The organism is Nocardia kruczakiae NBRC 101016 (assembly GCF_001612965.1).
Lineage (GTDB): Bacteria > Actinomycetota > Actinomycetes > Mycobacteriales > Mycobacteriaceae > Nocardia > Nocardia kruczakiae.
This window is the reverse complement of the sequence record NZ_BDBL01000011.1, coordinates 23,234-43,523: the sequence shown is the minus strand read 5'-3', so window position 1 is coordinate 43,523 and position 20,290 is coordinate 23,234. Positions and strand designations below refer to the sequence as shown.

Below are 20,290 nucleotides of genomic sequence, written 5' to 3'. Positions count from 1 at the left end.
AGGCAGGCATGTCGGAGTGTGGTTCCACGTTGCCGAGGCGGCAGCTCGGGCGGTATCTGCGCAACGGGCGTGAGGAGTGCGGGTTGACGCTGCATCAGGCGGCCGCGCTGATTCAGCGCAGTGCGAGTACGTTGCAGCGGATCGAGCGGGGGATGGTGGCCCACCTGAGGGAGGTGGACATCGATGCTCTGTGCAAGGTCTACGGGTTCGAAGGCGAGCAGGTGGTCGCTATGAAAGCCCTTGCAGTCCATGGCAACGAGTTGAGCTGGTGGTGTGAGTTCGGCGATGTCATTCCGGAAAACTTCGACTTCTATGTCGGATTGGAGGCCTCAGCTCGTAGTTTGAAGACTTACGAGCCCGAACTTGTCCCTGGACTGCTCCAAACACCTGCGTACGCCAGCGCGATGTTCGGCACTGCTCATCCGACCGACACCGCTGAGGAACATGCCAGACGTGTCCAATTGCTTATGCGTAGGCAGACCAGGATCACGCGCAAGTATCAACCGGCTGAACTCGACGTGATCCTCCGGGAATCAGCCCTGCGATGCGTCGTAGGTGGACCGAAAGTGATGTCTGCACAGCTGAAGCATCTCGCGGACATGGGATGTCGTCCGAACGTCAACGTGCAAGTACTGCCCGACCGGGCCGGCTTCCCGCTAGGTGAGGCGGTGGGCTCGTTCGTGCTTCTCGACTTCGGTAACGACCGAAGCGGGCAGACCATAGAACCGCCGGTCGTCTATGTCGAAGGTTTCATCGGGGATTTGTATCTCGAAAAACCAGTAGCGGTGCAGCGGTACCATCAGGCCTACGAAGGTCTCCGGCGAAGCGTGATGGATCCGGCCGCAAGCCGATCCCTGCTCCGGCAGATAGCGAGGGAGTACGTCTGATGGTTGTCGATCTATCGAATGCGGAATGGTTCAAGAGCAGTCGTAGCGGAGGGTCGAAAAACTGCGTCGAAGTCGCGTTCTTACCGGATAATGCTGTGGGAGTGCGTGATTCGAAGGATCGCACCGGCCCTGCCCTGGTCTTCGCCGCTGCTGAGTGGTCCGCGTTCACCGCAGCCGTAACAAGGGGCGGCCTGGACCGGTGAGTACCGCGACGTCGAACTTGCGATCTGAATCTGGCATCCATTACGGCGCGTAGAACCGGGCGATCTCGGCGAGTAGCCGTTCGGAACTGGTTCTCATCGCGCTCAGGGTCATGCCTGCGACGTGAGGGCTGAGTGTCGTATTTGGGTTAGAAGCCAGTCCTGAACTGAAAGACTCTCCCTCCGTGGCGAATACGTCGACGGCGGCGTGACCGAGACCGCAGCTGGGGTCGCGCAATGCCGCGTCCAGGGCGTCCTCGGGCACCACCTGTTCCCGCGATGTGTTCACCAGTACCGACCCCGGCTTCATCCAGCGCAGCTCCCGCGCGCCGATGAGCCCGGTAGTCGCGGGGGCGGCCGGCACATGAACCGAGATGATGTCGCAGCCGGTCAGAAGGGCGCGCAGGTTCTCGGCACGATATGCAGGCCATCGCGCCGCCTCTTCGGCAGTGAAGCGCGGCGACCCGTGGACCCACACCTCCGCCCCGAACGGCGTGAGACGTTCGGCCACCGCCCGTGCGATCGCTCCATTGCCGACGAGTCCCACCCGCGAATCCGACAGACTCCGAACGGGCATACCGTCGACGGCCGTGCCCCAGTCGCCGGAACGAAGCGCTCTGTCCCGCTTGCTGATTCCGCGGAGAGCGTCGAGCATGAGCCCGATCGTCAACTCGGCAACGGCGCCGGCATTCGCGCCCGGGGTAGACAGGACCGTGACTCCCAAGTCGTCGGCGGCGTCGAGATCGAAACTGTCCAGACCGGACGCGGCCTTGGCGACCAATCGCAGCGGTTGTTCGTGCCGGTCGTTTGTCGCCTGCTCGAAGACGTTGCGGCTCAATGGAATACTGGCGCGACATTTCAGCGCGTCGTACCCGCCGCCACGATCGAAGGCTGCCAAGATCTCGTCCGCTCTGCGCCCCTCGAAATCGGTACAGTCCCACCGATGTTCGATCTCGGAACGAGCAGTGCGATCCACAACTCGATGTAAGTTGACCGTCGGGACGAGACCGAGCCGGGCCAAGCCTTCGAGTTCGGCCACCGCCAACCCGCTCGGCGCGGGATCGATGACAAGAATGCGAGGTTGCGGAGGCGACGGACGTGTCACCAGACCACCCTGTCAGATGAGAGCGGTCTCGACTCGGCCTTCTCCGTATGGGTGACGCGTCCCGGACCGGTGGGGGCAACGCGGCGTCGGTTCCACTGCGCGTCTCGTCTCGATACGGCCGCTCACTCCACGCTTGCGCTGATCGGCACGACCTGCGATCGTTGGTCACGCGCGGGGGTGTCCACCCACCGGTGTGTGCATTCGGACGAACACGGAGATCCCCGGGCGGAACGGAAAAATACGGAGGGGATCGTGCTTCTCGAACAGGAACCGACATCGGGTGCGGCGTGCCGCTACAGCCGGTACGCCATCGGTGGAATCGGATTGGGTGTTCTGTGAGTTGGCGTGCGCGACTCGACAGCATCACGGCCGACCACATCTCCGCGCTGCGGCGTACCGAGCAAGAGGTGAGCGAGGTCGACGAGCGAGCTCGTGCGGCGACTGCTCGCATGGGCGAGATGGCAGGCGCAGCCCATAGCGAATCGGAGACGCCGCAGGAGCGGGCCGCGCGGGAAGCGCGGGAGGAACGCGACAGATCGGCACGGGGGGCCCTGGCACGTACGGCGGCTCTGAGGTCCGAGAAACACGGCGGGGCCAAGCATGCGAGGGACGAGGTCGTACTGCCGGTCGATTGGACCGACGAGGATGAGGCCAGAGCGGAAGGATACGGGCCACCGAAATCTTGGCTTACTTAGCGAGGTTCGAGTGGAGTTGCCCGCTCACGATCTCGTACGTGTACAGAGAGGGGAAGGAAGTCGATGAGCGACTATCTGAGCATGAGCCCGGAAATGGTTCGGCAACAGGCGAATTCGTTTCATGACGCCGCGCAGGCGCTGTCCGACGTATCCGGCTCCTGGGGGACCATGCTGGAACCGGATGCCCTGGGAGAAAACTATAAGACGATCGCCGGCGATATAATCAAAGGCTTCGACCATGTGACGGCGGTCGTGAAAAATTGGTCCGTGGCTTGCGGAGCATTCGGAGATGCGCTCACGCAGAGCGCGGACGTCGTGCAATACACCGACGCCCAGTTTGCCGGTGATATCGGCAAGGTGGCGTTCGATAGCGCGGGCGACCTGACGTCCGGTGGAAAGTAGCTGCGGTGGCGGAGAAGGCGAATATCGGGTTGGGTGCCGGCGACGCCGGCGCATGGGTCACCATCGGAGGGAAGGATGTTGACCGATCTGCCAATTGGGCTGGATACGGACACCATGATTCGTCCGATATGGCGGCCAACCGGGCTATTGGTGACGACGATGGTCGGTACGATCCGAACTCGGATGCAGATGGAATCCTCAAGGGCGCTGCCCCTTTCGCGAACTCGGGATACAACTCCGGTCTCAATCCGTTTTACCGTGAATCGGAGGGATGGCTGCATTGGTTCCACCTCGTTCAGGCCAGATACGCCTTTTCGGGGGGAACCTCAGACATCCCAGCTCTGAAAAAAGAAGACGAGATGGACCGCCTGTACAACTTGCAGGCATCCATGCAGCTGAATCACCTGGTCGGCGCGGCTCAGAGGATCTCCAACGCGCTTCCGAAAGTCCGGCAAGCTCACAGCGATCAGCAGCAAGCAACACAGCGACTCGCAGGATGCTGGCAGGGCTCCAGTGGGGAAACCGCGCAAGACAAGCTGGCCAAACTGAACACGTGGGCCGAGGACGTTTCCGATGAACTCGAGCCTTTGCCCGACATTCTTTGTACGGCAGTCGACGAGATCAAGAGCTGTCTACAGCGCAAAGCCGACGCCTTCGCGAAGTTCCAAGGTATCCATCGCATAAACGGCGTGGACATGACCAACGGCAACAGTCACGGCATCGGTATAAACCTTCGTGACGATGACGACGCCGCAAGTGAGAACGACGACGTCTCGATGATCATCAACTATGCCGCACGTCGTGGAGTCGGGGACCACGCTCGTGCGCGGATCCAGGTCCTTGCCGACAATGGCGTCTTCGGTCCTAACCGGGGTGGGTTGCTGCACTACCTGCCCAACATGACCGATTCCTCGACGATGGCGGATGGCAGCGGATGCGGCATGACGGTTTTCGACGACAAGGCGCAGGCGCTGTGCGTTGTCTGGCGTAATCAATTTCGTGAAAGTGCCGAGGGTTATTTCAAGGCGTACTCCAACCTGTGCCACGAAACCGATGTCGCGATTCAGGGATACCTGAAGGTTGTCACCGACGCGTTGAACTCGTTCGGACATATACGAAAGCCTCCGCAGCCGGACACTCCTGGAAACGAAACGCCCTCGCCGGGGCCTTCGACGCCCGCAGGGCCCGCTCCCGGACCTGCCTCGACGACACCGTCGACGGTCACTCCCGCTACGCCGACGACCGTGACGCCCACGGTCCCGTCCGCGACCATTCCCTCTGCGACACAATTCAATCCGGCTCAAATCCTGTCGACCTTGGCGAGTCAAGCGAGCCAAACGGTCCAGCAGGGCCTGACTCAGACTTTGCAGCAAGGGCTCAGCCAGATCCAGAACATCGCTCAGCAAGGTCTAGGGTCGCTGGGTGGCAACATCTCCGGCCTCGGATCTCAGCTGTCCGGCGCTGGTTCCCAGCTGACCGACGTGAAGAATCTGCCCGGCTCGAAAGAGTTGGCAAATCTCAGCGCGTTGGGTGGAAACCTCACGGTCACACAGTCGCCGAACGGCACCATAACCGCGAAAGTCACTGGGCCCGACGGTAAGCCGCAAGAGTACTCGATGGGAATCAAGGATGGTGTGCCGTTCTTGAAGCCCGGGCCGGACGAGGCGGGAGAGCCCGCCGCGACCGGGCCGTCCGACGAGAAGGGTTCGAACTCGGGCGGTGCACGGTCGTCTGGTCCCGGCGGTGCTTCTGCGGCGGGATCTTCGGCGCAGTCGTTGACACCGGCACCGTCGGGAACCGCTACGCCGGGCTCGGTTCCCGGACACGCAGTCGAGCCTCGAGTCGAGAACTCGAACACGGGCTCTGGTGGGGGTACGAACGCCCCTGCAGCGCCTGGTATGCCGATGAGTGGAATGCCCCACCCGCCGGGAGGTGGAGGGAAGTCCGCGCCGGATGCCGAGCGTCCGCCGAGCGGAATCGTTCCTCCGAAGCCGCTGTGGACGACGGTTCCGGGCGCCGGCGGACAGATCCCCGATGGGCCTCCCGCTGACGGCCCCGGCCCCGAGTTGGCGACGGTCGGTCCGCTTGGTGGGAGCGTGCCGCAGTCTCGCACTGTCGGTCCGGAATTGGCCACAGTAGGTCCGTTGGAGAGCGTCCCATCGCCGGGGCCCAGCCAGATGACCACGACTAGTGACCCGTCGACTCCGGCGGCTACGCGGCCGTCCACTGCCGGTGTGAAGATCGAAATCGACACCGGTGATGCGAAATGAGCGCTTACGCTGCGGAGGCGGGCGCCGAACGGCACAACACAGCGTGTCGGCCGGGACGTGGTCGTCATGCCATCGGAGTGGGCCGATGAGGACGAAGCCCGGGCTGAGGACTACGGGCCACCGGTATCCCGGCTGCGGTAGCGTTTTCGGCGCGCGGACTTCTGTCGGACGGGGTTGCGAGTGATTCGATGATGACGATTCATGGGGTAGGGAAATGCTGGAACTGACTGGAACATACCTCGATCCGTGGTCTGTCATGCCGCCGCTGACGGATGAGGATCGCGAGTGGGCGCGCGCCAACCCCGGCAAGTTCCGTTACTACACGGAAACCGGCATGAAACCCGGTGAGGCGCGGTGGCCGCACGACTACGTGTGTGGTTGGGGCTCCGATGAGAACGGGGAGATCAACCGGGCATGGCTGAACCCGGACTATGTGCCGAGTCCTGAGTATGCATTCCAGCCGCTGACCAACGAGTTCGAACTGGTCATGTGGCGGACAATTCGCGGACATCAGACCTTCGAGAGATTCATCGAGTTGTTCAGCCGTCAGCAGTTCATCACAATCCTTCCCGAGGACGATCCGAACGGTGAGCGAGGCTGGCCGATCGAGATGTGGAATGGTAAGCCGGAGATCAGGGTCTTCTCCTCCGCCGCGCAGCTGCGCAAAGATGTGAATCCTTGGCTGCGCCGGGAGATTTCAGGTATGCAACTGCTCGAGGACATATGCCCTCGTCCGGGGATGAGCGTGGTCGTGAATCCCGGTGAAGCCGCCGTGATGACAATTCCCGGAACCGATCTGCTCGACTTGTGGCGTCAGTGGCTCGATCGTCATGGGCACGACGCCGGCACCGAGTGACCGTCGACTGCGTAGCGAAATGCGTTGCCGCCGTTGGGTCGAACGGAAAGGAGCGGGGTGGTGAATCAGTGGGAGCGTGAACAGATTCGGTCGGCCAACGATGGGTTGCGCTCGACCTTGAACTCGATGCAGAACGATTTCGAGCGTGAGGTAGGCGAACTGGGCGAACTCCAGCACAAGCTCGCGGCGCTGAAGGTACGTGCCACTACGCCGAGCAATCTTGCTCGAGTGACGGTCAACGGTTCGGGGATGGTCACCGAGATCGAGATCGCGGACGACGCGTATCGGCGCAGCACTCCCCGACAGTTGACAGAGGAACTGAACGCGGCGATCCGTGGCGGTGTCGAGGCAGTGACACAAGCTCGTGCGAAGCTCCTCGAGCCCATTCAATCGGTGATCGACGGTATGGCGGATCTCGACGAGGTCATGCCCGGCATGCCCAGTATGCGAGAACTTCGGCGGCAGTTCTCGGAGTTTCCGCAGCCGGAGCAGTAGAGCCCGTTGCGCCGCTACAAATTTCGTGGAACCCGACGCGGCACCGCTGCGTCCAAGTCGAGGACGGAGCAGCTGATGAGGGAGTGTGGGCGTGGTTGACTTCTTTGCCGACCCCGAGCGGTTGCGCGCGATCTCACCCCAATTCGAACGGTTGGGTGAAGAAGTCGAAACCGCCTTGGAGAAGCTGCGACAAGGTCTCGATGCCGAGGGGCGCTGCTGGGGCGGGGACCGCCCGGGCACGGAGTTCGAAAAGAACTATCCGCAGGAAGGCGATGGCAGTGTCAAGCAGACGCTCGACGAACTGAGCGCGCTCGCAGCCAAACTGAAGTCGACCGGTGACAAGATCACCGGTACGGCCGGCATCGTTCAGGACCAGGATCGCGCCAATGCGGACGGCATCGGAAAGGCATAGCGGGGGTTGTCGTGACACTGTGGCGGCCGCCGCAAATTCCGTACCTGTCGGATTTCCTCTTCGGTCACTGGCCCGATGGTGACGAAGACGCCATGCGACGAGCGGCAACACACTGGTCGGATATGGCGAATGCGCTGAAGGAGCTGCAGAAGCCGGCCGATCAGGCGATGGTTGACGCTCTCGATGCGATCGACGGTAAAGCCCATCAGGCGATGGCGAGCTATTGGGCGGATATCTCCGGTGGTGACGGCAGCGACCTGCAACGCCTCATCAATACGTGTGAGTCCTTCGCCGAGCAGCTCGAGCACGGCGCCACCGACATCGAACACACCAAGCTGACCATCTACATCTCGGCGATGGTCATGGTCGCGATGACCGCGTGGTCGTGGGTTCCCGGCGCCGGGCAGGTAGGCGAGGTGGCGGCCGCCGCTGCTGTCAAGGTGACGATTCGTGCGGCGGTGGAGAAACTGCTGACCGAGATCACGACCAAGGGTGCGGCCTTCGTAGCCCGGCGTCTCGCAATGCGCGTGGGCGCCAAGGTGGCTACGCAGGCGGCGATCGGCGCGGGTATCGGTGCGGGCACCGACGCTGCGGCACAAGGTATTCAGCTGGCGGCGGGCCACCGCCAAGACGGGTTCGATCTGGCCGGCTTCCTCCGGGCAACGGGAGCAGGGGCCGTCGCCGGGGGTGTGGCCGGGCCGATGAGCGAAGGCATCGGCGGCAATCTCGCCGGTCGGCTCGCCGGCGGGGCCGAACCCGGGCTGGTCGCCGGATTGGTCGGCAAGAATGTGGCGGAGGTGCCGGCCAACGTCGTCGGCAACGCGGCGGCTCAACTCGCGACCAACCCCGATCATTCGATCGACTCCAGCACTTTGCTGGACGGCGCCGGAGGCGGCCTGGCCAGTAAGCCGGGGTCACACAACACACCGCACGGTGATGCAACGACCGGTCCCCATGCCGATTCGACCCCCGACAAGCCTGCCGCGGGCGGTTCGGAGCATTCGCCGACCGATCCGCCCCCGCGTCCTTCGTCCTCGGAGGTGGGGGCTCCGTCCGACACACATCCCTCCGGCACCCATCCGGATCCGGGGACCGTGCAGGCAGACGCCCCTCCCACCGCGTCCCAAGGAGACGGTGCCGATCACGCCGCCACTGTCGCGGCCGGACACGACACATCCCTTGCGGCTCGAGCCGACTCGAACGGGGCGAGTCAGGCCGGCGATGCCAAGCCTCCGACCGAAGCGCGGTCGAACGGCGGGCCGCAGACTCCCGAGCCGGGATCGACGAATCAGCAGGCACCAGCACAGGCGGCGACGCCGTCACCCGATCGTTCCGCCCCACCATCGCAACCGCAGGCTCCGAGCGCTGCGCCAGGGGATCGACAGATGCCTGTGGCGCGCCCGGCGCCGGACGTCGCAACGCGACCGGATACGCAGACGCCCGCTCCGGATCGCCATGCGCCGCAGCGGGTTCCGGAGTCTCCGCGCTCGCCGCTCGCCGATGCGCCTGTGCACCGGACAACCGAACCCTCGACCGCCGGCGCCCCTCCGCGCCCGGAGGCCACGCCCGCTCGCCCAGGCCATACCGATGCGCCGGCTCGGCCGGATGCCACCGTCCGGCCGGTTCCCGACTCGTCGCATCGTCCGCCGGTCGCCACCGAGCGGCCGTCGGGCACGCCAGTGCGTCCGGACAATCCCCACACTCCTCCCCGCTCAGCTCACCCGTCGGGCGCGCGAAATCCAGGAGACCTACAGCACACTGGGGATCCCGCTCATCGAAACGACGCGTCGGCGCCGCACGAGCCAGGCAGGCCCGCCGATTCTCGTTTTCCGGAGCCGGGCAGTGCGCATCCGGATTCTCCGCGCGGCGATCGTGTGCCCGGAGATGCTTCGCGACAGGATGTCTCGAACGGAAACCGTCGGCTCGATCAGCCGGCCGGGCGACCGGAGAGCGTCGACACCCCGACGGGCGCCCGCGCCGATGGCGCGCAGCAAGCGCAAGCGGTCCCGGTCGGTGTACCGACTCCCGCTCGTGACCGCGGGGCAGATCACCACACCGCCGCGCACGAGGAACCCAGTCGCCCAATAGATCATCGACACAGTTCCGATGGTGACAACGCCGGTCCTGAGCAGTCGCAGAGCGGCGGTGTATTCCGTCCTCGCAACCCGCTCGATGTCGCGGCACAGGACAAGTGGGCCGGCGAGGCTTACGACACCATCCGCTCCTCGCGGAACGACGTGCACGATATGGTCGAGAATCTCGCAGACGTGCCGCGCGAGGATGGTTCGGTCGGCTTCACCGAGCACGAAATCGGCCAGGTGAAGCAGCACCTGTTCGAGTCCGAACACAAACTGAGTGTGTTCGACGACGACGGTAATGTCGTCGGCCACGAGAACCGCCGCTTCGATGCCGACCCTGATATCGCCGAGGCATGGATGCGTCTGTCTCGCGGCGAGCCGCTACCCGCCGACATCAAGCTGCTGGAACATGAACTGGCGGAATCGAATTACCTCCGTGAACACCCGGACGCCAGCTACCGCGAGGCGCACGCGCACGCCAACACCAAAGCCGACTGGGAAAGCGACATCCCCGAGCGCACCGGCGAGAACTACCAGAACTGGGGAGAAAAAGATGGCCCTGTACGTGATCTACCGGAAGACGGCGGAAACCGAGACCGAGGTGATCTACCGGTTCGGGAGCAGCGAGACGGAACTGAACCGCGAGCTGGTGATCGAGAAGACAGGCCCGGCCGTCAAAGCGGCGGACGGAACGAACGACCCGCTGGCGATGAAAGTAGCCGGACGCATTCTGGCGCGGAAGGGGAACGACCCGAACTGGCCGGGCGGGGGCGGGATTCAAGCCTGAGCGACCCTCCAGAACCTTCGGATTCGGTCGTCGCCGCTACCTCGGTACCTGAGCCCGGTCATTCCACATCGGGACCAGATCTCAGCGGACTGGATTTCACAGAAAGAGAGGCCGCGCACAAATTCGCGCGGGAACACGGCTGGTCGATCGAAGATGTCGTTCGCGGTATCCGAGATGGGCGGCTGAAATACGGGAACTGGGGCTACGAGCGGGTCCGTTCCGACATCGCTATCGACCAGACCGTCTACGAGACACCCGAAGTTCTCACAAAGGAATACCTCACCGAGGTTGCCGACCAGAGGATCTTCGACCCACGCAACAAGCGTCGGTATGCCAGCCTCGAGCCCACAGTTTTCGATGCAGGCTGTCCGGCGGATCAGCTCCCGCGCCATCTGACCCGTGATATGCCCACCAGTGCGTTGGACCAAGCGGTCGCGGCAGTCGACCCGAACGGGTTCATAGTGGGTTATACCGGTGATGGGGCCGTTCCTCTTTGGCGGGACCTCAGCGCCGATTCCGAGTTCTTGGACGCGAAGAATGCTCTATTCCGGATGGACTCACGAGGTCCGGAGATCTTCTCTTCGGGATTTGCCTCACGGGATCCGAATAATCTGAACATCGGTAAGCACGTCGGCACCGCCGGCGGCGTTCCGGACGGCTTGCTTTCGCTGTCGACCAGTCCTGAGCGGACTGTCAGCCGGGAGCCGGGCATGACCGGAGACATGGAGGAACTCGCTGCCCGGGGCCTCGTGCAGAAGTTGCCCGACGGCAACTTCCGCCAGATCCGCTACATGCACGAGCTGTATCACCCGTACGGCATCGATGTGGACGCGACGTTCCATGACGCGACCGCACACAGTTCGATGAAGGACGGTTTTGCAGGCACTCATCAGGAAGCAGAGATCCTCGCGCCCGGGGGCATCACCGGTGACACGATCTATCGAATATGGCCACGTGAGCTCATTCTCGACCCTGACGGAAATCGAGTATCGGTCTCCGTCGGTGAACCGATTTACAATCCGCATTTCACGCACCTCGATAATCCGCGATTCGCCGAGACACACAATCTGCCTGAATTTGAACCGCTTGCATCGCAACACAATCGGACGGAACCGGTGCAGGCACGCGACCGGCCGTCCGAGCCGTGGTTGTCGTCGCGCGCACCCGAATCCGATGCGCCGATACCGCCGCACGAGCCTCGTCGCGATGCGCCGACACCTCGACAGGAGCCACATTCGGTCGACCCGACGCCTGACCGAGCGCCCTTGCCCAACCGTCCGCCGGAGCATTTCCGCGCGCCACATACCGGCGAATCGGCAACGCGCACACCGCTGCACGAGGGACCGGGTCCGCACCAACCCCTGCATGCGCCGAGGCAGCCTGAACCCCGCACTCCCGCTCCGTTACCGGATAATCGGGCACCGGAGTCGAGCCCGCCCGACCACGACTACGGGCGTGGATCGAGTCCGACCCCACCGTGGGTCAACAGCACGCCACCTCGTCCGGTAGAACATCCGCGGCCGGCACCGGGCCCTGTGCATCCTCACGCGGAGGCTCCCTCGCCCATGCAGCCCAGGCCGGATATGCGTGGGTCCACCGCCCATGGGCATCCGAATCCGCCGCCGCATCACCCGATGGATCGGCCGCCGACTCGCTCGGTTCCGAATCATGAGCCTCCACGATCTGCTCCTCGGTCGGGCGAGGCCGCGCCGAATCACGCGCCGCCGCACGATCCGCGGCAACGCCCAGTGCCGGCGCCGCGAGACAATTCCAGTAGTCCGCACGGCCCGCGAAGTGAAGGGGGGCACCCGCAGCCGCGGCCGCTGTCCCCGGAGGTGCAGCGTGCCCAGCAAGCGCGTCGCGAGCGTGAGTTCTATCGGAACCAACGTCCGGAGGGCGATCGGGTCATCCCGGTCCGTACCGACCGCGACAGTCCACGGCCTGCCTTCGACGTCCGGCGCTATCCGAATGCCCCGGGTGGCCCGGTAACTGTCGTGAGACTTGGGGTCAACGTCACGCACGACGGTCACATCTCGCCTCACGACGTTCAACGCCTGTGGGAGAACGCCCAATTCGCGACCGACCGAGCTTTCAACACTGGCTGGCGGTTGCTCTCCGGTGATCGCGTGCTTGTGGATCTTGTTCATACAGCCGACCCCAACGCGGCGAACATCCATATGCACGTGAGTGATTCGCCCGGCAGCTGGCATCCGGGAACCCCGCCCGAGGCGATCGCGCGGCAGCTGCACCAGCAACTCGGGCTTTCACCGGAATCGCATCTCGGCCTCGGGACGGGCAGTGTGCGCGAGTTGAGCAACACGATCGCTCATGCGAATACCGATTCGGCAGTGGAAAGCCCGGCGCAACACCGCAACTACGGAACCGGAAACCTACGGTCGGTGGAGCGCGCCGAGTATCAGGCCATGGTGGAGGATGCTCTCCGCGACGGTGATCGGTTCCAGGTAGGTGCAGATCCGCGTACCAACGCTTACGGCCGTCTGATCAACGACGGGGGTCCTCGGGTTCAAGGGCGTGGCAACAACTGTCTGGACTGTTCCTTGTCGGCGTTGGCTTCATTCCACGGACGGCCGGAGGTGTCAGCGCCAAGGTGGCCGGATGTGCTGCCCGACAACACGATCGACAGAAGCAGTGGTGAGATCCACGGCGTGGAGCGAGCGGCGAACTGGATCGGTGACAGCCTGCATCAGTTCCAAGACGGTCGCCCGCTGCCTGAACAGTTCGTGGCTCTGCACGACATGATCCGACAGATGGGGCCCGGGTCCTCGGCGCTGGTAGTCAACGAATGGCACGCTCGGGACCTGATGACCGGCGAGCTTCTTTACGAGCGCGACGGATCGCCTACCCAGGGTGGCACCCACGCCACCGTCATCGTCTACCCGCGCGACGCGGCTGGACCAGTGTGGTGGGATCCGCAGGCCGGGACGATGTCGGCACACCCGCCGGAACATATGGTGGGCGGTTCGCTGCGTTTGTGGTTTACGCCCATCCCGGATCCGCGAGGAGGAACACATGGCGGAGTACCGCACCCAGGAACAGGTGGAGGAGTACCTGGCCCGCATCTTCAACCCCGAGCGCAGATTTCGCCTGTACCCGTTCGAGATCGGCTGGCTGGTTCAGACGGTCCCAACCCAACAGGAGATCGATACGGGCCAGAACGTGGGCATGACCAATCTGGTGATCGACGCGGACAACGGGACGGTATTCGAGTACCCGAGTTGGAGCGGCATGATGATCGCGGACGACTTCCGGGAGGCGAAGCAGACCGGCCGCCCGCCGACGGCGTATCAGATCTACCCACGCCAATGGCGGCTGAGCATCAGACGCATCCAGGAGGATCCGAACACGATCCAGTACGACGTCCAGATCCTGTCCCTGACCGATCCCCCGCAGGAGAACGCCGAGTACCAACTGACGATCGACAAGACCACGTTCCAGTACCAGCCCCCGGCGCCGATGGCGGGCAACGTCATAGCGTGGGCGGAGATGCGGAGCAGTCAGGACGGGGTCTGGCCGAACGAGGGGACCTGGGAGAGCTAGGGGAGAACAACGGGCAGGCGCCAACGCCAGCGGCCGATCCTCGTGTGGGCGACCACGAGACACCACACGTGGTCGACGGAATGGCCGAGCAGGCTCCGAGGCCCCCCGAATCAGGACCCCGTCTGGAGGACCTGTTCGGCGCCGACGGCGACTACACCTCGTTTGCAGACGAATTTCGTTCCGCCACAGTTGAAGATCTGGGAATGGGTGATCTCGCGGGTCTGCCGATCGAGGAGCGAACCCGCATCGAACAGGCACTGCAGGTCACGGCGATGGTGCCACCCGAGCAGGTGCGATTCACCCAACGCAGTGTCAGCCGCGCGACCTCGGATGGATTGTCGATTCCCGATTTGGCGGATGCGATGGCCGCAGGTGGGTGGCGCGGTGGTCCCGTGCATGCGGTGACGTGGGCCGACGGACGTATCGCCAGCCTCGATAATCGCCGGGTGACCGCTGCGCGCATGGCAGGGCTCGACCACGTACCGACGGCGTTGCACGCTCCCACCGACCGATTGGCGGACTGGCCGCACGAGTGGGACGCCGATCGTCGTGCGCGTAATGCGCTCGGCGTCGATATTCGCGAATTGCCGGATGGCCGATTGCGAGTCGGTGGCGACGAAGGAGTCGTTCGATACCGCCGCGGCCAGGTAGCCGAGACGTGGGGCGAAATTGCCCTCTTCAGGGCAGCGGAGCAGCGCAGTCTATTGCCCGGCGAGCTCGGTGGCTCGGATGAGGCGCCGGTCTACGCGGCGAAACCCGCCAGGGCAGTCGAAGTGGAGCTGTCCGCGGACGAAGTGAATGAGATCGCAACGGCGGTGCTCGATGCACAACCCACTGCCGACCGCGTGCTGGGTGATCTGCAAGGCATCCTCACCGAAGTGACCGATGGGCTCGGTCTGCGGTCGGATCCACCGGAGATGCGCGGCGAAGACCACCGAGTCAAATCGCCGGAATCGCTTGGGCGGAAGTACTTTACCGAGCGAATGCCCGAGGAGAGTGTCACGGACTTTCTCACCCGGGTCAACGATGTCGTCCGATTCTCCGTTCGGTTGCCGGAGGAGCGCTACCTCGAGTCGTTCGAGGCTACAATCGAACGATTGAAGGAGCATGGTTACGAGATGGTCGACATAAAGAATTTCTGGCGAGAGGGAAATCGCTACTACGGCATGAATACGACAGTCAGAACCCCCGAGGGGCGGCTGTTCGAGTTGCAGTTTCCGACCGATGCCAGTTGGCGGGCGAACAAACTGACCCACGAATACTATGAAGTGTTCCGGCGTCTGGACGAGCCGATCGAGCGTCGTGTGCACGCATTTTTCTCTACGCTTCAAATCAACGGCGATCTCGGTCTTGCTGAAAATCTACCAGCCCGTCATGATGGCGAACCTTCTCCTGTTGACACCGGGTTCGCCAAGTGGCTCAGGAAGAACCCGGATGAATGGCAAACCTACTTGACGTGGCTGGACGAGAACGGGCGATCCTTAGCTTGGGTGGTTGACCAATTCGGCCTCGATGTGCGAGCTCTGACGGGGGATTCGTTCCATCCCGGGAAGGAATAGACATGCTCTATTACAAAGCTGTATGCGAGGGGGATTACGGCACCACGCGTCCCTTCACGATGTTCGTTACTACCGACAGATCGAACGACGCGCTGGTATGGAATCAAGCTATCCAATCATGGCAATACGATCCCGCGCGCGTTCGCGAATTCACCTCCGATCACCGAAATTGGGATCGGTACGAACCGGTCGACCGATCCACGGCAGAGGACTTTTCGCGCCGTCTCGCGGTGGATGGCTCTGCGGCCAGTGAATTGCCCAGCGAAGACTGGATCGAGTGGTTCTTTTCGTGGAAAGGTGATCCGCCCGAGCCCGAAGACATCTCCTGGAATGACGATCTGTACGTAAGAGAAGCGAAAGAGGCGCAACGCCGCTCCGGCGAATCCGACTGAATCGGCAGCATATGGACGAGTTTGCCGCTTATCTGCCCGCCTTGAACACAAACCGGTAGACACCTGACAGCGGAGGTCACGGCCGAATTTGCGATAGTCGGTGCCAAGGCCGAGGCGACGACGATGGCTGGGCGTCGGCCTGACTGCTTTCGCTTCGACCACCGGACGATGCGCCTCGTCGAACCTTCCTAGGGCGTCGTTTCGGGCGAAAGTTGCGGTCTACCGCCGCGACCGTCCCATGCGTGACCACCCGAACAAGCCCAGCGCGATGGCCAGCCCCAACGCGCCGATGATGCCGATCGTCCGCAGGTTCGAGTTGCCGTGGGGTGTCGTCGGCGCGGCTGCGGTCGGGGTGTCGTGGGCGGGCGGGGAGGCCAGGGCGACGTTGGTGTTCGAGTTCTCGCCGGTGTTGCGGTCGGGGAGGGAGCCGATAGTCGCGCCGGCGGGGAGGGCGAAGGCGTAGTCCAGGAGGCGGGCCGCCTGCTCCGGCGGGCGGATTGGCAGGACGTCGGCCTTGAGCAGGGTGACGACCAGGCGGTGGCCGCCCCGCTCGGCGGCGGTCACGAAGGTCTGCCGCGCGTCGTCGGTGTAGCCGGTCTTGCCGCCCAGGTCGCCGTCGTAGTCGTAGAGCAGGTGGTTGTCGTTGGCGATGGGGAAGCCGGGGTGGTCCTTGTCGTCGGGGATCGCGGGGTTGGCGGGATAGCCCGGGAAGTCGTACTGCTCGGTGTGGATGATCGAGGCGAAGGTGGGGTTCTGCATGTCGTGGCGGAAGATCGTCGCCAGATCGTAGGCCGAGGTGCTCATCCCGGGGCCGTCCAGGCCGGAGGGGGTGGCGGCCCGAGTGTCCATGGCGTGCAACTGTTTCGCCATCGCGTTCATCTTCGCGACGGTGGCCTCGTCGCCGCCGAGCTGGGTGGCGATGGCGTGGGCGGCGTCGTTGCCGGAACACATCAGCAGCGCGTGGAACAGCTGGTCGTTCGTGTAGCGGCCGCCGGGACCGATGCCGACGCGGGTGCCGTCGGCATTCGCGTCGTCCTGCGTGCCGATCACGACCTGGTTCGGGTCCAGCGCGGGGAGCGCGACGGCGGCCAGCAGCGTCTTGATCGTCGACGCGGGCCGATAGCGGCCGTGCGGATCCTTGGCGGCCAGCACCTTGCCGGTGTCGAGGTCGGCCACCAGCCACGCGGTCGCCGAGATGTCGGCGGGCAGCGGTGGTGCTCCCGCCGGAACCACCACTCCGCAGCGCCCGAGTTTGTCGCCGCCGATCGGATCCGACGGCACCGGCAGCGGTGACGGCGTGGTACTGCCGGGCGCCGGCACCTCCGAGGTGTCGATCGGCGGCGGCGGGGCCGTCTTGTTCGGGCAGGAATCCGTATTCGGCGTCGTGAACGGCGTCGACGGCGGCGCGGGGGCCGCGTCTGCCACACCGAGCCCGGTGACCGTGGTGGCGCCCAGCAGCCCGGCAGTCAGAACAGCGGCCGCCAGCGAGCGGGATCGGCGGAGGCGGACGGTGCGGGACATGCGGGTGTTCATCGACATGCAGCTTATGCGGCGTTGCGCGATAGCGCCGCGAACACCCGGAGCGGTCAAGTATTGACAGAGACCATGAAATGATAGTTACTATCAAAATATAGACACAACCAACTGAATGGACATGTCATGAACTTGCGGAGATCATCGGAATTGGGATGGGCGCGATGCTGTGGCTGTGTGCCGGGGTGTGCGCGGTGGCGGCGCTGCTCGCCGCGATCCGGACCCGAAGCGGGGAGCCGGACCCGCGCTCCGCCGCCGATGCGGGAGAATCGATGCATGTCGGCTGAGTCGAAGGCACCCGCTCGGGCTCATTCCGGGGCGACCACGTCGCCCCGGATGGGTCTGCGCGAACGCAAGAAGCAGCGCACCCGCCGCACCATCCGCGCCGAAGCGATGAAACTGTTTCAGCGACAGGGATATTCGGCGACCACGATCGAGCAGATCGCCGAGGCCGCCGATATCTCGCCGAGCACGTTCTTCCGCTATTTTCCGACCAAAGAGCAGGTGGTCCTGGCCGACGACGTCGATCCGATCATGATCGACGCCATCGAGTCCCAGCCGCTGGAGCTGTCGCCGCTGGCCGCGTTCCGCCAGGCGATGCGCGACACCTTCCACAATCTGGACCCGCAGGACTGGCAGTTCGAACAGGATCGGATGAAGTTGATCTACAACGAGCCCGAGCTGCGCAGTGTGATCATGCAGGAGACCGAACGCAATGTGGATCTGATCGCCGGTCTGCTCGCTCGCAGGATCGGGCGCGAACCCGACGATTTCGAGGTCCGCACGTTTTCCGGGGCGATGATCGGGGCGATGATGACCGCGTTCGGCCGGGACGGGCTCGATCTGGAGAAGGTGGACCGGATCGCGGAATTCATCGCGGCGGGTATGCCGCTGGGGCCGCCGGCGACCACCGATTCCGCGGACTCGGCCGACTGACGGTCATCGGCGGCCGTGGTTCACTCCCGAGCGTGCACCGACCCGGCCGGGCCCGGCTCAGGGCGCGGCCAGTTCGGCGGCCGCGCTGTCGTCGGTCATGGTGGCGAAGAAGCCGCCGATCACGTCCTCGATCTCGGAAATCGACTCCGCGCAATACAGAATCGGCTGATAGTGCGTGATGTCGTAGGTCGCGGTGCCCATGTCGTGAATGTTCAGCGGACGCAGCCGGGCATGGCGGAACTCCTCGATCTCGCCGAACGAGGACAGCAAACCCGCACCGTAGCAACGCACTTCACCCTTTTCGCGCACCACGCCGAATTCCATGGAGAACCAGAACACGTCGGCCAGGAATTTCAGCGCCGCCTCGGTCTCCAGCCGGGCCACGGCGGCGCCCACCTCGGCATAGATCGCGGCGAACCGGGGTGACGCCAATTGGTTTGCGTGGCCGATGATTTCGTGAATCGAATCGGGCTCCGGCGTGTACAGCGGCGCGGAATGGTGGCGAATGTACTGGGTGGAGTGGAAAATTCGATCGGCGAACGAGCCGAAGAACTCCCGCAACGGCACCAGTCCCGCCGCCGGCACATAACGAAAACCGGTGAGCGGCACCAGTTTCGCGGTCACCTCGTCCAGCTGCGGAATATGGTCGGCAGGCAGGCCGAGCCGCCGGGCGCCGTCGAGCACCTCCGCCGACGCGTACGTCCGATGTTTGCGTGTCAACTCCGCCGACACGATGCGCCACACCTGCTGCTCCTCCTCGGTGTAGTCGATACGCGGCAGAGCCTCCCCCTCCCGATACGCCAGCGCCAGCGCGGCGATCGCGTTGCGCCGCGCCCGATACTCCGGATCGTGCACACCCGGATGCTCGGCACTCAAATGCACCGTGACATCGCCGTCGCTACCCGTGGTAACCGGCGAATACAACTGAGCTTCGGTGAACATGCCTCCAGGCAAGCACCCCGGCCCCAATCCGACAACAAACCCCCAGCAAACTGAGCAAATTGCCTAGTTGCAGCCGGTCCTCCGGTCGCGCCCGAGGGGACATCCACCCTGTGCCAGCAGCAAGGCCTCGAGTTCGCCATCCGAGCTGCGCTCAACAAGCTGGACCAATGCCTGACGTCCGATGTGGTTCGGTGCCGACTGCAATCGGTCCCGCCAGTCTGCAGCGTATTCGCGAAGTGCGAGCAGCATTTCGGAGACTGCTTCGTCCAGTGTCGCGCCGGTAGCAGCGATCGGCGCGCCTGGTATGTATATCGACCAGCCGTCCTCGAACACGATCTCGGCGCCCACGGCCTTCGCTGCCGCGCTCGAAATGACGGCCCACCTCGCTTTCGTTTGTGGCTCGAATAATCGTTCGTCAGTCGATACTGCCTCTCGGCACGACCCAGACATGTGGCTGACGCGTGACCGAGGCGATGTGTTCGAAGTCTTCGTCGTAGTGCAGGATCGTGGCTCCGTGGTACTCGGCGACTGCCGCGGTGAGTAGATCGACGATGCCGGCTGCACGATGCTTTCCCTGTCTGGCGAGCAATAGCTGCACTTCACGAGCCCGGTCGGCGATCGGCTCGGTGACCGGGAGCGTGGTGAATCGTGTCCGGCGGCTGTCCGCGATGTTCTGGACGTCTGCCAGATTTCGACCCGAGTAGCCCGCTTCGAGATCGAGCGTGACGCACGTTGCGGCCGCACGATCGGCGAGCAAACCGGCGATGACGGTCCGGACGCCGGGGTCGCTCAGGCGTGCATATGCGGATGTATCGATCAGGTGCAGACGCAGTGGGATCGGTTCGATCACCGCCGAGCCCCGCGCATGACCTCGGGGTCGCCGATATCCGGACCGACTCCGAAGCCGTAGGGATCGTTCAGAATCTCCTCGACGCGCCGACGGCGTTCGGCGACGAACCGAAGCGCCGCGTTGACGGTGTCCTTCTTGGTGGTTGTGCCCAGCTCTTTGGCCGCCAGGATCAAGGCCTCGTCGTCCAAGTCGATCATCGTCTTCATATTTACCACGGTATGTCCGCCCCCATATGGCGAGCAATACTGGTTGATGCAACCGTTATTCGGCACCACCGGCCGTGTGGATGGGTGCGTGCGCTACGGGCCGGGACCGCATACGAAAGGCCGCCCG

At 64.0% G+C, this 20,290-nt stretch carries 16 protein-coding genes; 11 read left to right on the top strand and 5 right to left on the bottom strand.

The features are described 5' to 3' along the window. Window positions 1–8 precede the first annotated feature (8 nt). On the top strand, window positions 9–887 hold the full coding sequence (locus NK1_RS10075) for a helix-turn-helix domain-containing protein (RefSeq protein ID WP_063008270.1): 879 nt from the start codon (window positions 9–11) through the stop codon (window positions 885–887). Then, window positions 887–1,090, top strand: a complete 204-nt coding sequence (locus NK1_RS33580; RefSeq protein WP_084460744.1) for a DUF397 domain-containing protein — start codon at window positions 887–889, stop codon at window positions 1,088–1,090. Before NK1_RS10075 ends, NK1_RS33580 begins: the two co-directional genes overlap by 1 nt. Window positions 1,091–1,130: 40 nt before the next feature. Here NK1_RS33580 and NK1_RS10070 read toward each other — a convergent pair whose 3' ends face one another. Continuing rightward, window positions 1,131–2,126, bottom strand: a complete 996-nt coding sequence (locus NK1_RS10070) for an NAD(P)-dependent oxidoreductase (protein ID WP_063008269.1) — start codon at window positions 2,124–2,126, stop codon at window positions 1,131–1,133. An 824-nt stretch (window positions 2,127–2,950) separates the two neighbouring features. Here NK1_RS10070 and NK1_RS10060 point away from each other — a divergent pair. From NK1_RS10060 to NK1_RS10010, 7 genes are all read left to right on the top strand, one after another. After that, the gene (locus NK1_RS10060) at window positions 2,951–3,289 is read left to right on the top strand and encodes a hypothetical protein (RefSeq protein WP_063008267.1); all 339 of its coding nucleotides are present in this window, start codon (window positions 2,951–2,953) and stop codon (window positions 3,287–3,289) included. 5 nt (window positions 3,290–3,294) lie between these two features. Further along, the gene (locus NK1_RS34375) at window positions 3,295–5,559 is read left to right on the top strand and encodes a hypothetical protein (protein WP_157104185.1); all 2,265 of its coding nucleotides are present in this window, start codon (window positions 3,295–3,297) and stop codon (window positions 5,557–5,559) included. A 214-nt stretch (window positions 5,560–5,773) separates the two neighbouring features. Beyond that, a complete protein-coding gene (locus tag NK1_RS10050; RefSeq protein ID WP_063008265.1) occupies window positions 5,774–6,415 on the top strand; it encodes a hypothetical protein in 642 nt (213 codons plus the stop codon). 24 nt (window positions 6,416–6,439) lie between these two features. Next, complete coding sequence (locus NK1_RS10045) at window positions 6,440–6,910, top strand: YbaB/EbfC family nucleoid-associated protein (protein ID WP_157104184.1); 471 nt, start codon at window positions 6,440–6,442, stop codon at window positions 6,908–6,910. Between the two features lie 91 nt (window positions 6,911–7,001). Further along, the gene (locus NK1_RS10040) at window positions 7,002–7,322 is read left to right on the top strand and encodes a WXG100 family type VII secretion target (protein ID WP_167354245.1); all 321 of its coding nucleotides are present in this window, start codon (window positions 7,002–7,004) and stop codon (window positions 7,320–7,322) included. 11 nt (window positions 7,323–7,333) lie between these two features. Next, the gene (locus tag NK1_RS33575) at window positions 7,334–15,304 is read left to right on the top strand and encodes a toxin glutamine deamidase domain-containing protein (RefSeq protein ID WP_157104183.1); all 7,971 of its coding nucleotides are present in this window, start codon (window positions 7,334–7,336) and stop codon (window positions 15,302–15,304) included. A 2-nt stretch (window positions 15,305–15,306) separates the two neighbouring features. Beyond that, window positions 15,307–15,696 carry a hypothetical protein gene (locus NK1_RS10010; protein ID WP_063008257.1) on the top strand — a complete coding sequence of 130 codons (390 nt, stop codon included), beginning with the start codon at window positions 15,307–15,309 and terminating at the stop codon, window positions 15,694–15,696. A gap of 219 nt (window positions 15,697–15,915) precedes the next feature. On the opposite strand, the gene NK1_RS10005 is transcribed toward NK1_RS10010, so the two are convergent. Beyond that, window positions 15,916–17,229 (bottom strand): serine hydrolase, encoded by a 1,314-nt coding sequence (locus NK1_RS10005; RefSeq protein ID WP_063008333.1) that lies wholly within the window; start codon window positions 17,227–17,229, stop codon window positions 15,916–15,918. A gap of 155 nt (window positions 17,230–17,384) precedes the next feature. Between NK1_RS10005 and NK1_RS36020 the strand changes: the two genes are divergently transcribed. Both NK1_RS36020 and NK1_RS10000 read left to right on the top strand, forming a co-directional pair. Then, window positions 17,385–17,516, top strand: coding sequence for a hypothetical protein (locus NK1_RS36020; protein ID WP_281189149.1), 132 nt, complete (start codon window positions 17,385–17,387; stop codon window positions 17,514–17,516). A gap of 49 nt (window positions 17,517–17,565) precedes the next feature. After that, window positions 17,566–18,165, top strand: a complete 600-nt coding sequence (locus tag NK1_RS10000) for an acyl-CoA-like ligand-binding transcription factor (RefSeq protein ID WP_439955937.1) — start codon at window positions 17,566–17,568, stop codon at window positions 18,163–18,165. A gap of 57 nt (window positions 18,166–18,222) precedes the next feature. Here NK1_RS10000 and NK1_RS09995 read toward each other — a convergent pair whose 3' ends face one another. The 3 genes from NK1_RS09995 to NK1_RS36185 form a co-directional block, all read right to left on the bottom strand. Beyond that, window positions 18,223–19,107 carry a phenylalanine 4-monooxygenase gene (locus tag NK1_RS09995; RefSeq protein ID WP_063008255.1) on the bottom strand — a complete coding sequence of 295 codons (885 nt, stop codon included), beginning with the start codon at window positions 19,105–19,107 and terminating at the stop codon, window positions 18,223–18,225. 415 nt (window positions 19,108–19,522) lie between these two features. Next, entirely contained in the window at window positions 19,523–19,957 is a 435-nt protein-coding gene (locus NK1_RS09985; RefSeq protein ID WP_063008253.1) for a PIN domain nuclease, read from the bottom strand. After that, the gene (locus tag NK1_RS36185; protein ID WP_218023098.1) at window positions 19,954–20,163 is read right to left on the bottom strand and encodes a type II toxin-antitoxin system VapB family antitoxin; all 210 of its coding nucleotides are present in this window, start codon (window positions 20,161–20,163) and stop codon (window positions 19,954–19,956) included. Before NK1_RS36185 ends, NK1_RS09985 begins: the two co-directional genes overlap by 4 nt. Between the last annotated feature and the right edge of the window lie 127 nt (window positions 20,164–20,290).

Coding starts and splice junctions, on each gene's coding strand:
- NK1_RS10075 (WP_063008270.1), top strand. CDS start 9: ATGTCGGAGTGTGGTTCCACGTTGCCGAGGCGGCAGCTCGGGCGGTAT.
- NK1_RS33580 (WP_084460744.1), top strand. CDS start 887: ATGGTTGTCGATCTATCGAATGCGGAATGGTTCAAGAGCAGTCGTAGC.
- NK1_RS10060 (WP_063008267.1), top strand. CDS start 2,951: ATGAGCGACTATCTGAGCATGAGCCCGGAAATGGTTCGGCAACAGGCG.
- NK1_RS10050 (WP_063008265.1), top strand. CDS start 5,774: ATGCTGGAACTGACTGGAACATACCTCGATCCGTGGTCTGTCATGCCG.
- NK1_RS10010 (WP_063008257.1), top strand. CDS start 15,307: ATGCTCTATTACAAAGCTGTATGCGAGGGGGATTACGGCACCACGCGT.
- NK1_RS10005 (WP_063008333.1), bottom strand. CDS start 17,229: ATGAACACCCGCATGTCCCGCACCGTCCGCCTCCGCCGATCCCGCTCG.
- NK1_RS36020 (WP_281189149.1), top strand. CDS start 17,385: ATGGGCGCGATGCTGTGGCTGTGTGCCGGGGTGTGCGCGGTGGCGGCG.
- NK1_RS10000 (WP_439955937.1), top strand. CDS start 17,566: ATGGGTCTGCGCGAACGCAAGAAGCAGCGCACCCGCCGCACCATCCGC.
- NK1_RS09995 (WP_063008255.1), bottom strand. CDS start 19,107: ATGTTCACCGAAGCTCAGTTGTATTCGCCGGTTACCACGGGTAGCGAC.
- NK1_RS36185 (WP_218023098.1), bottom strand. CDS start 20,163: ATGAAGACGATGATCGACTTGGACGACGAGGCCTTGATCCTGGCGGCC.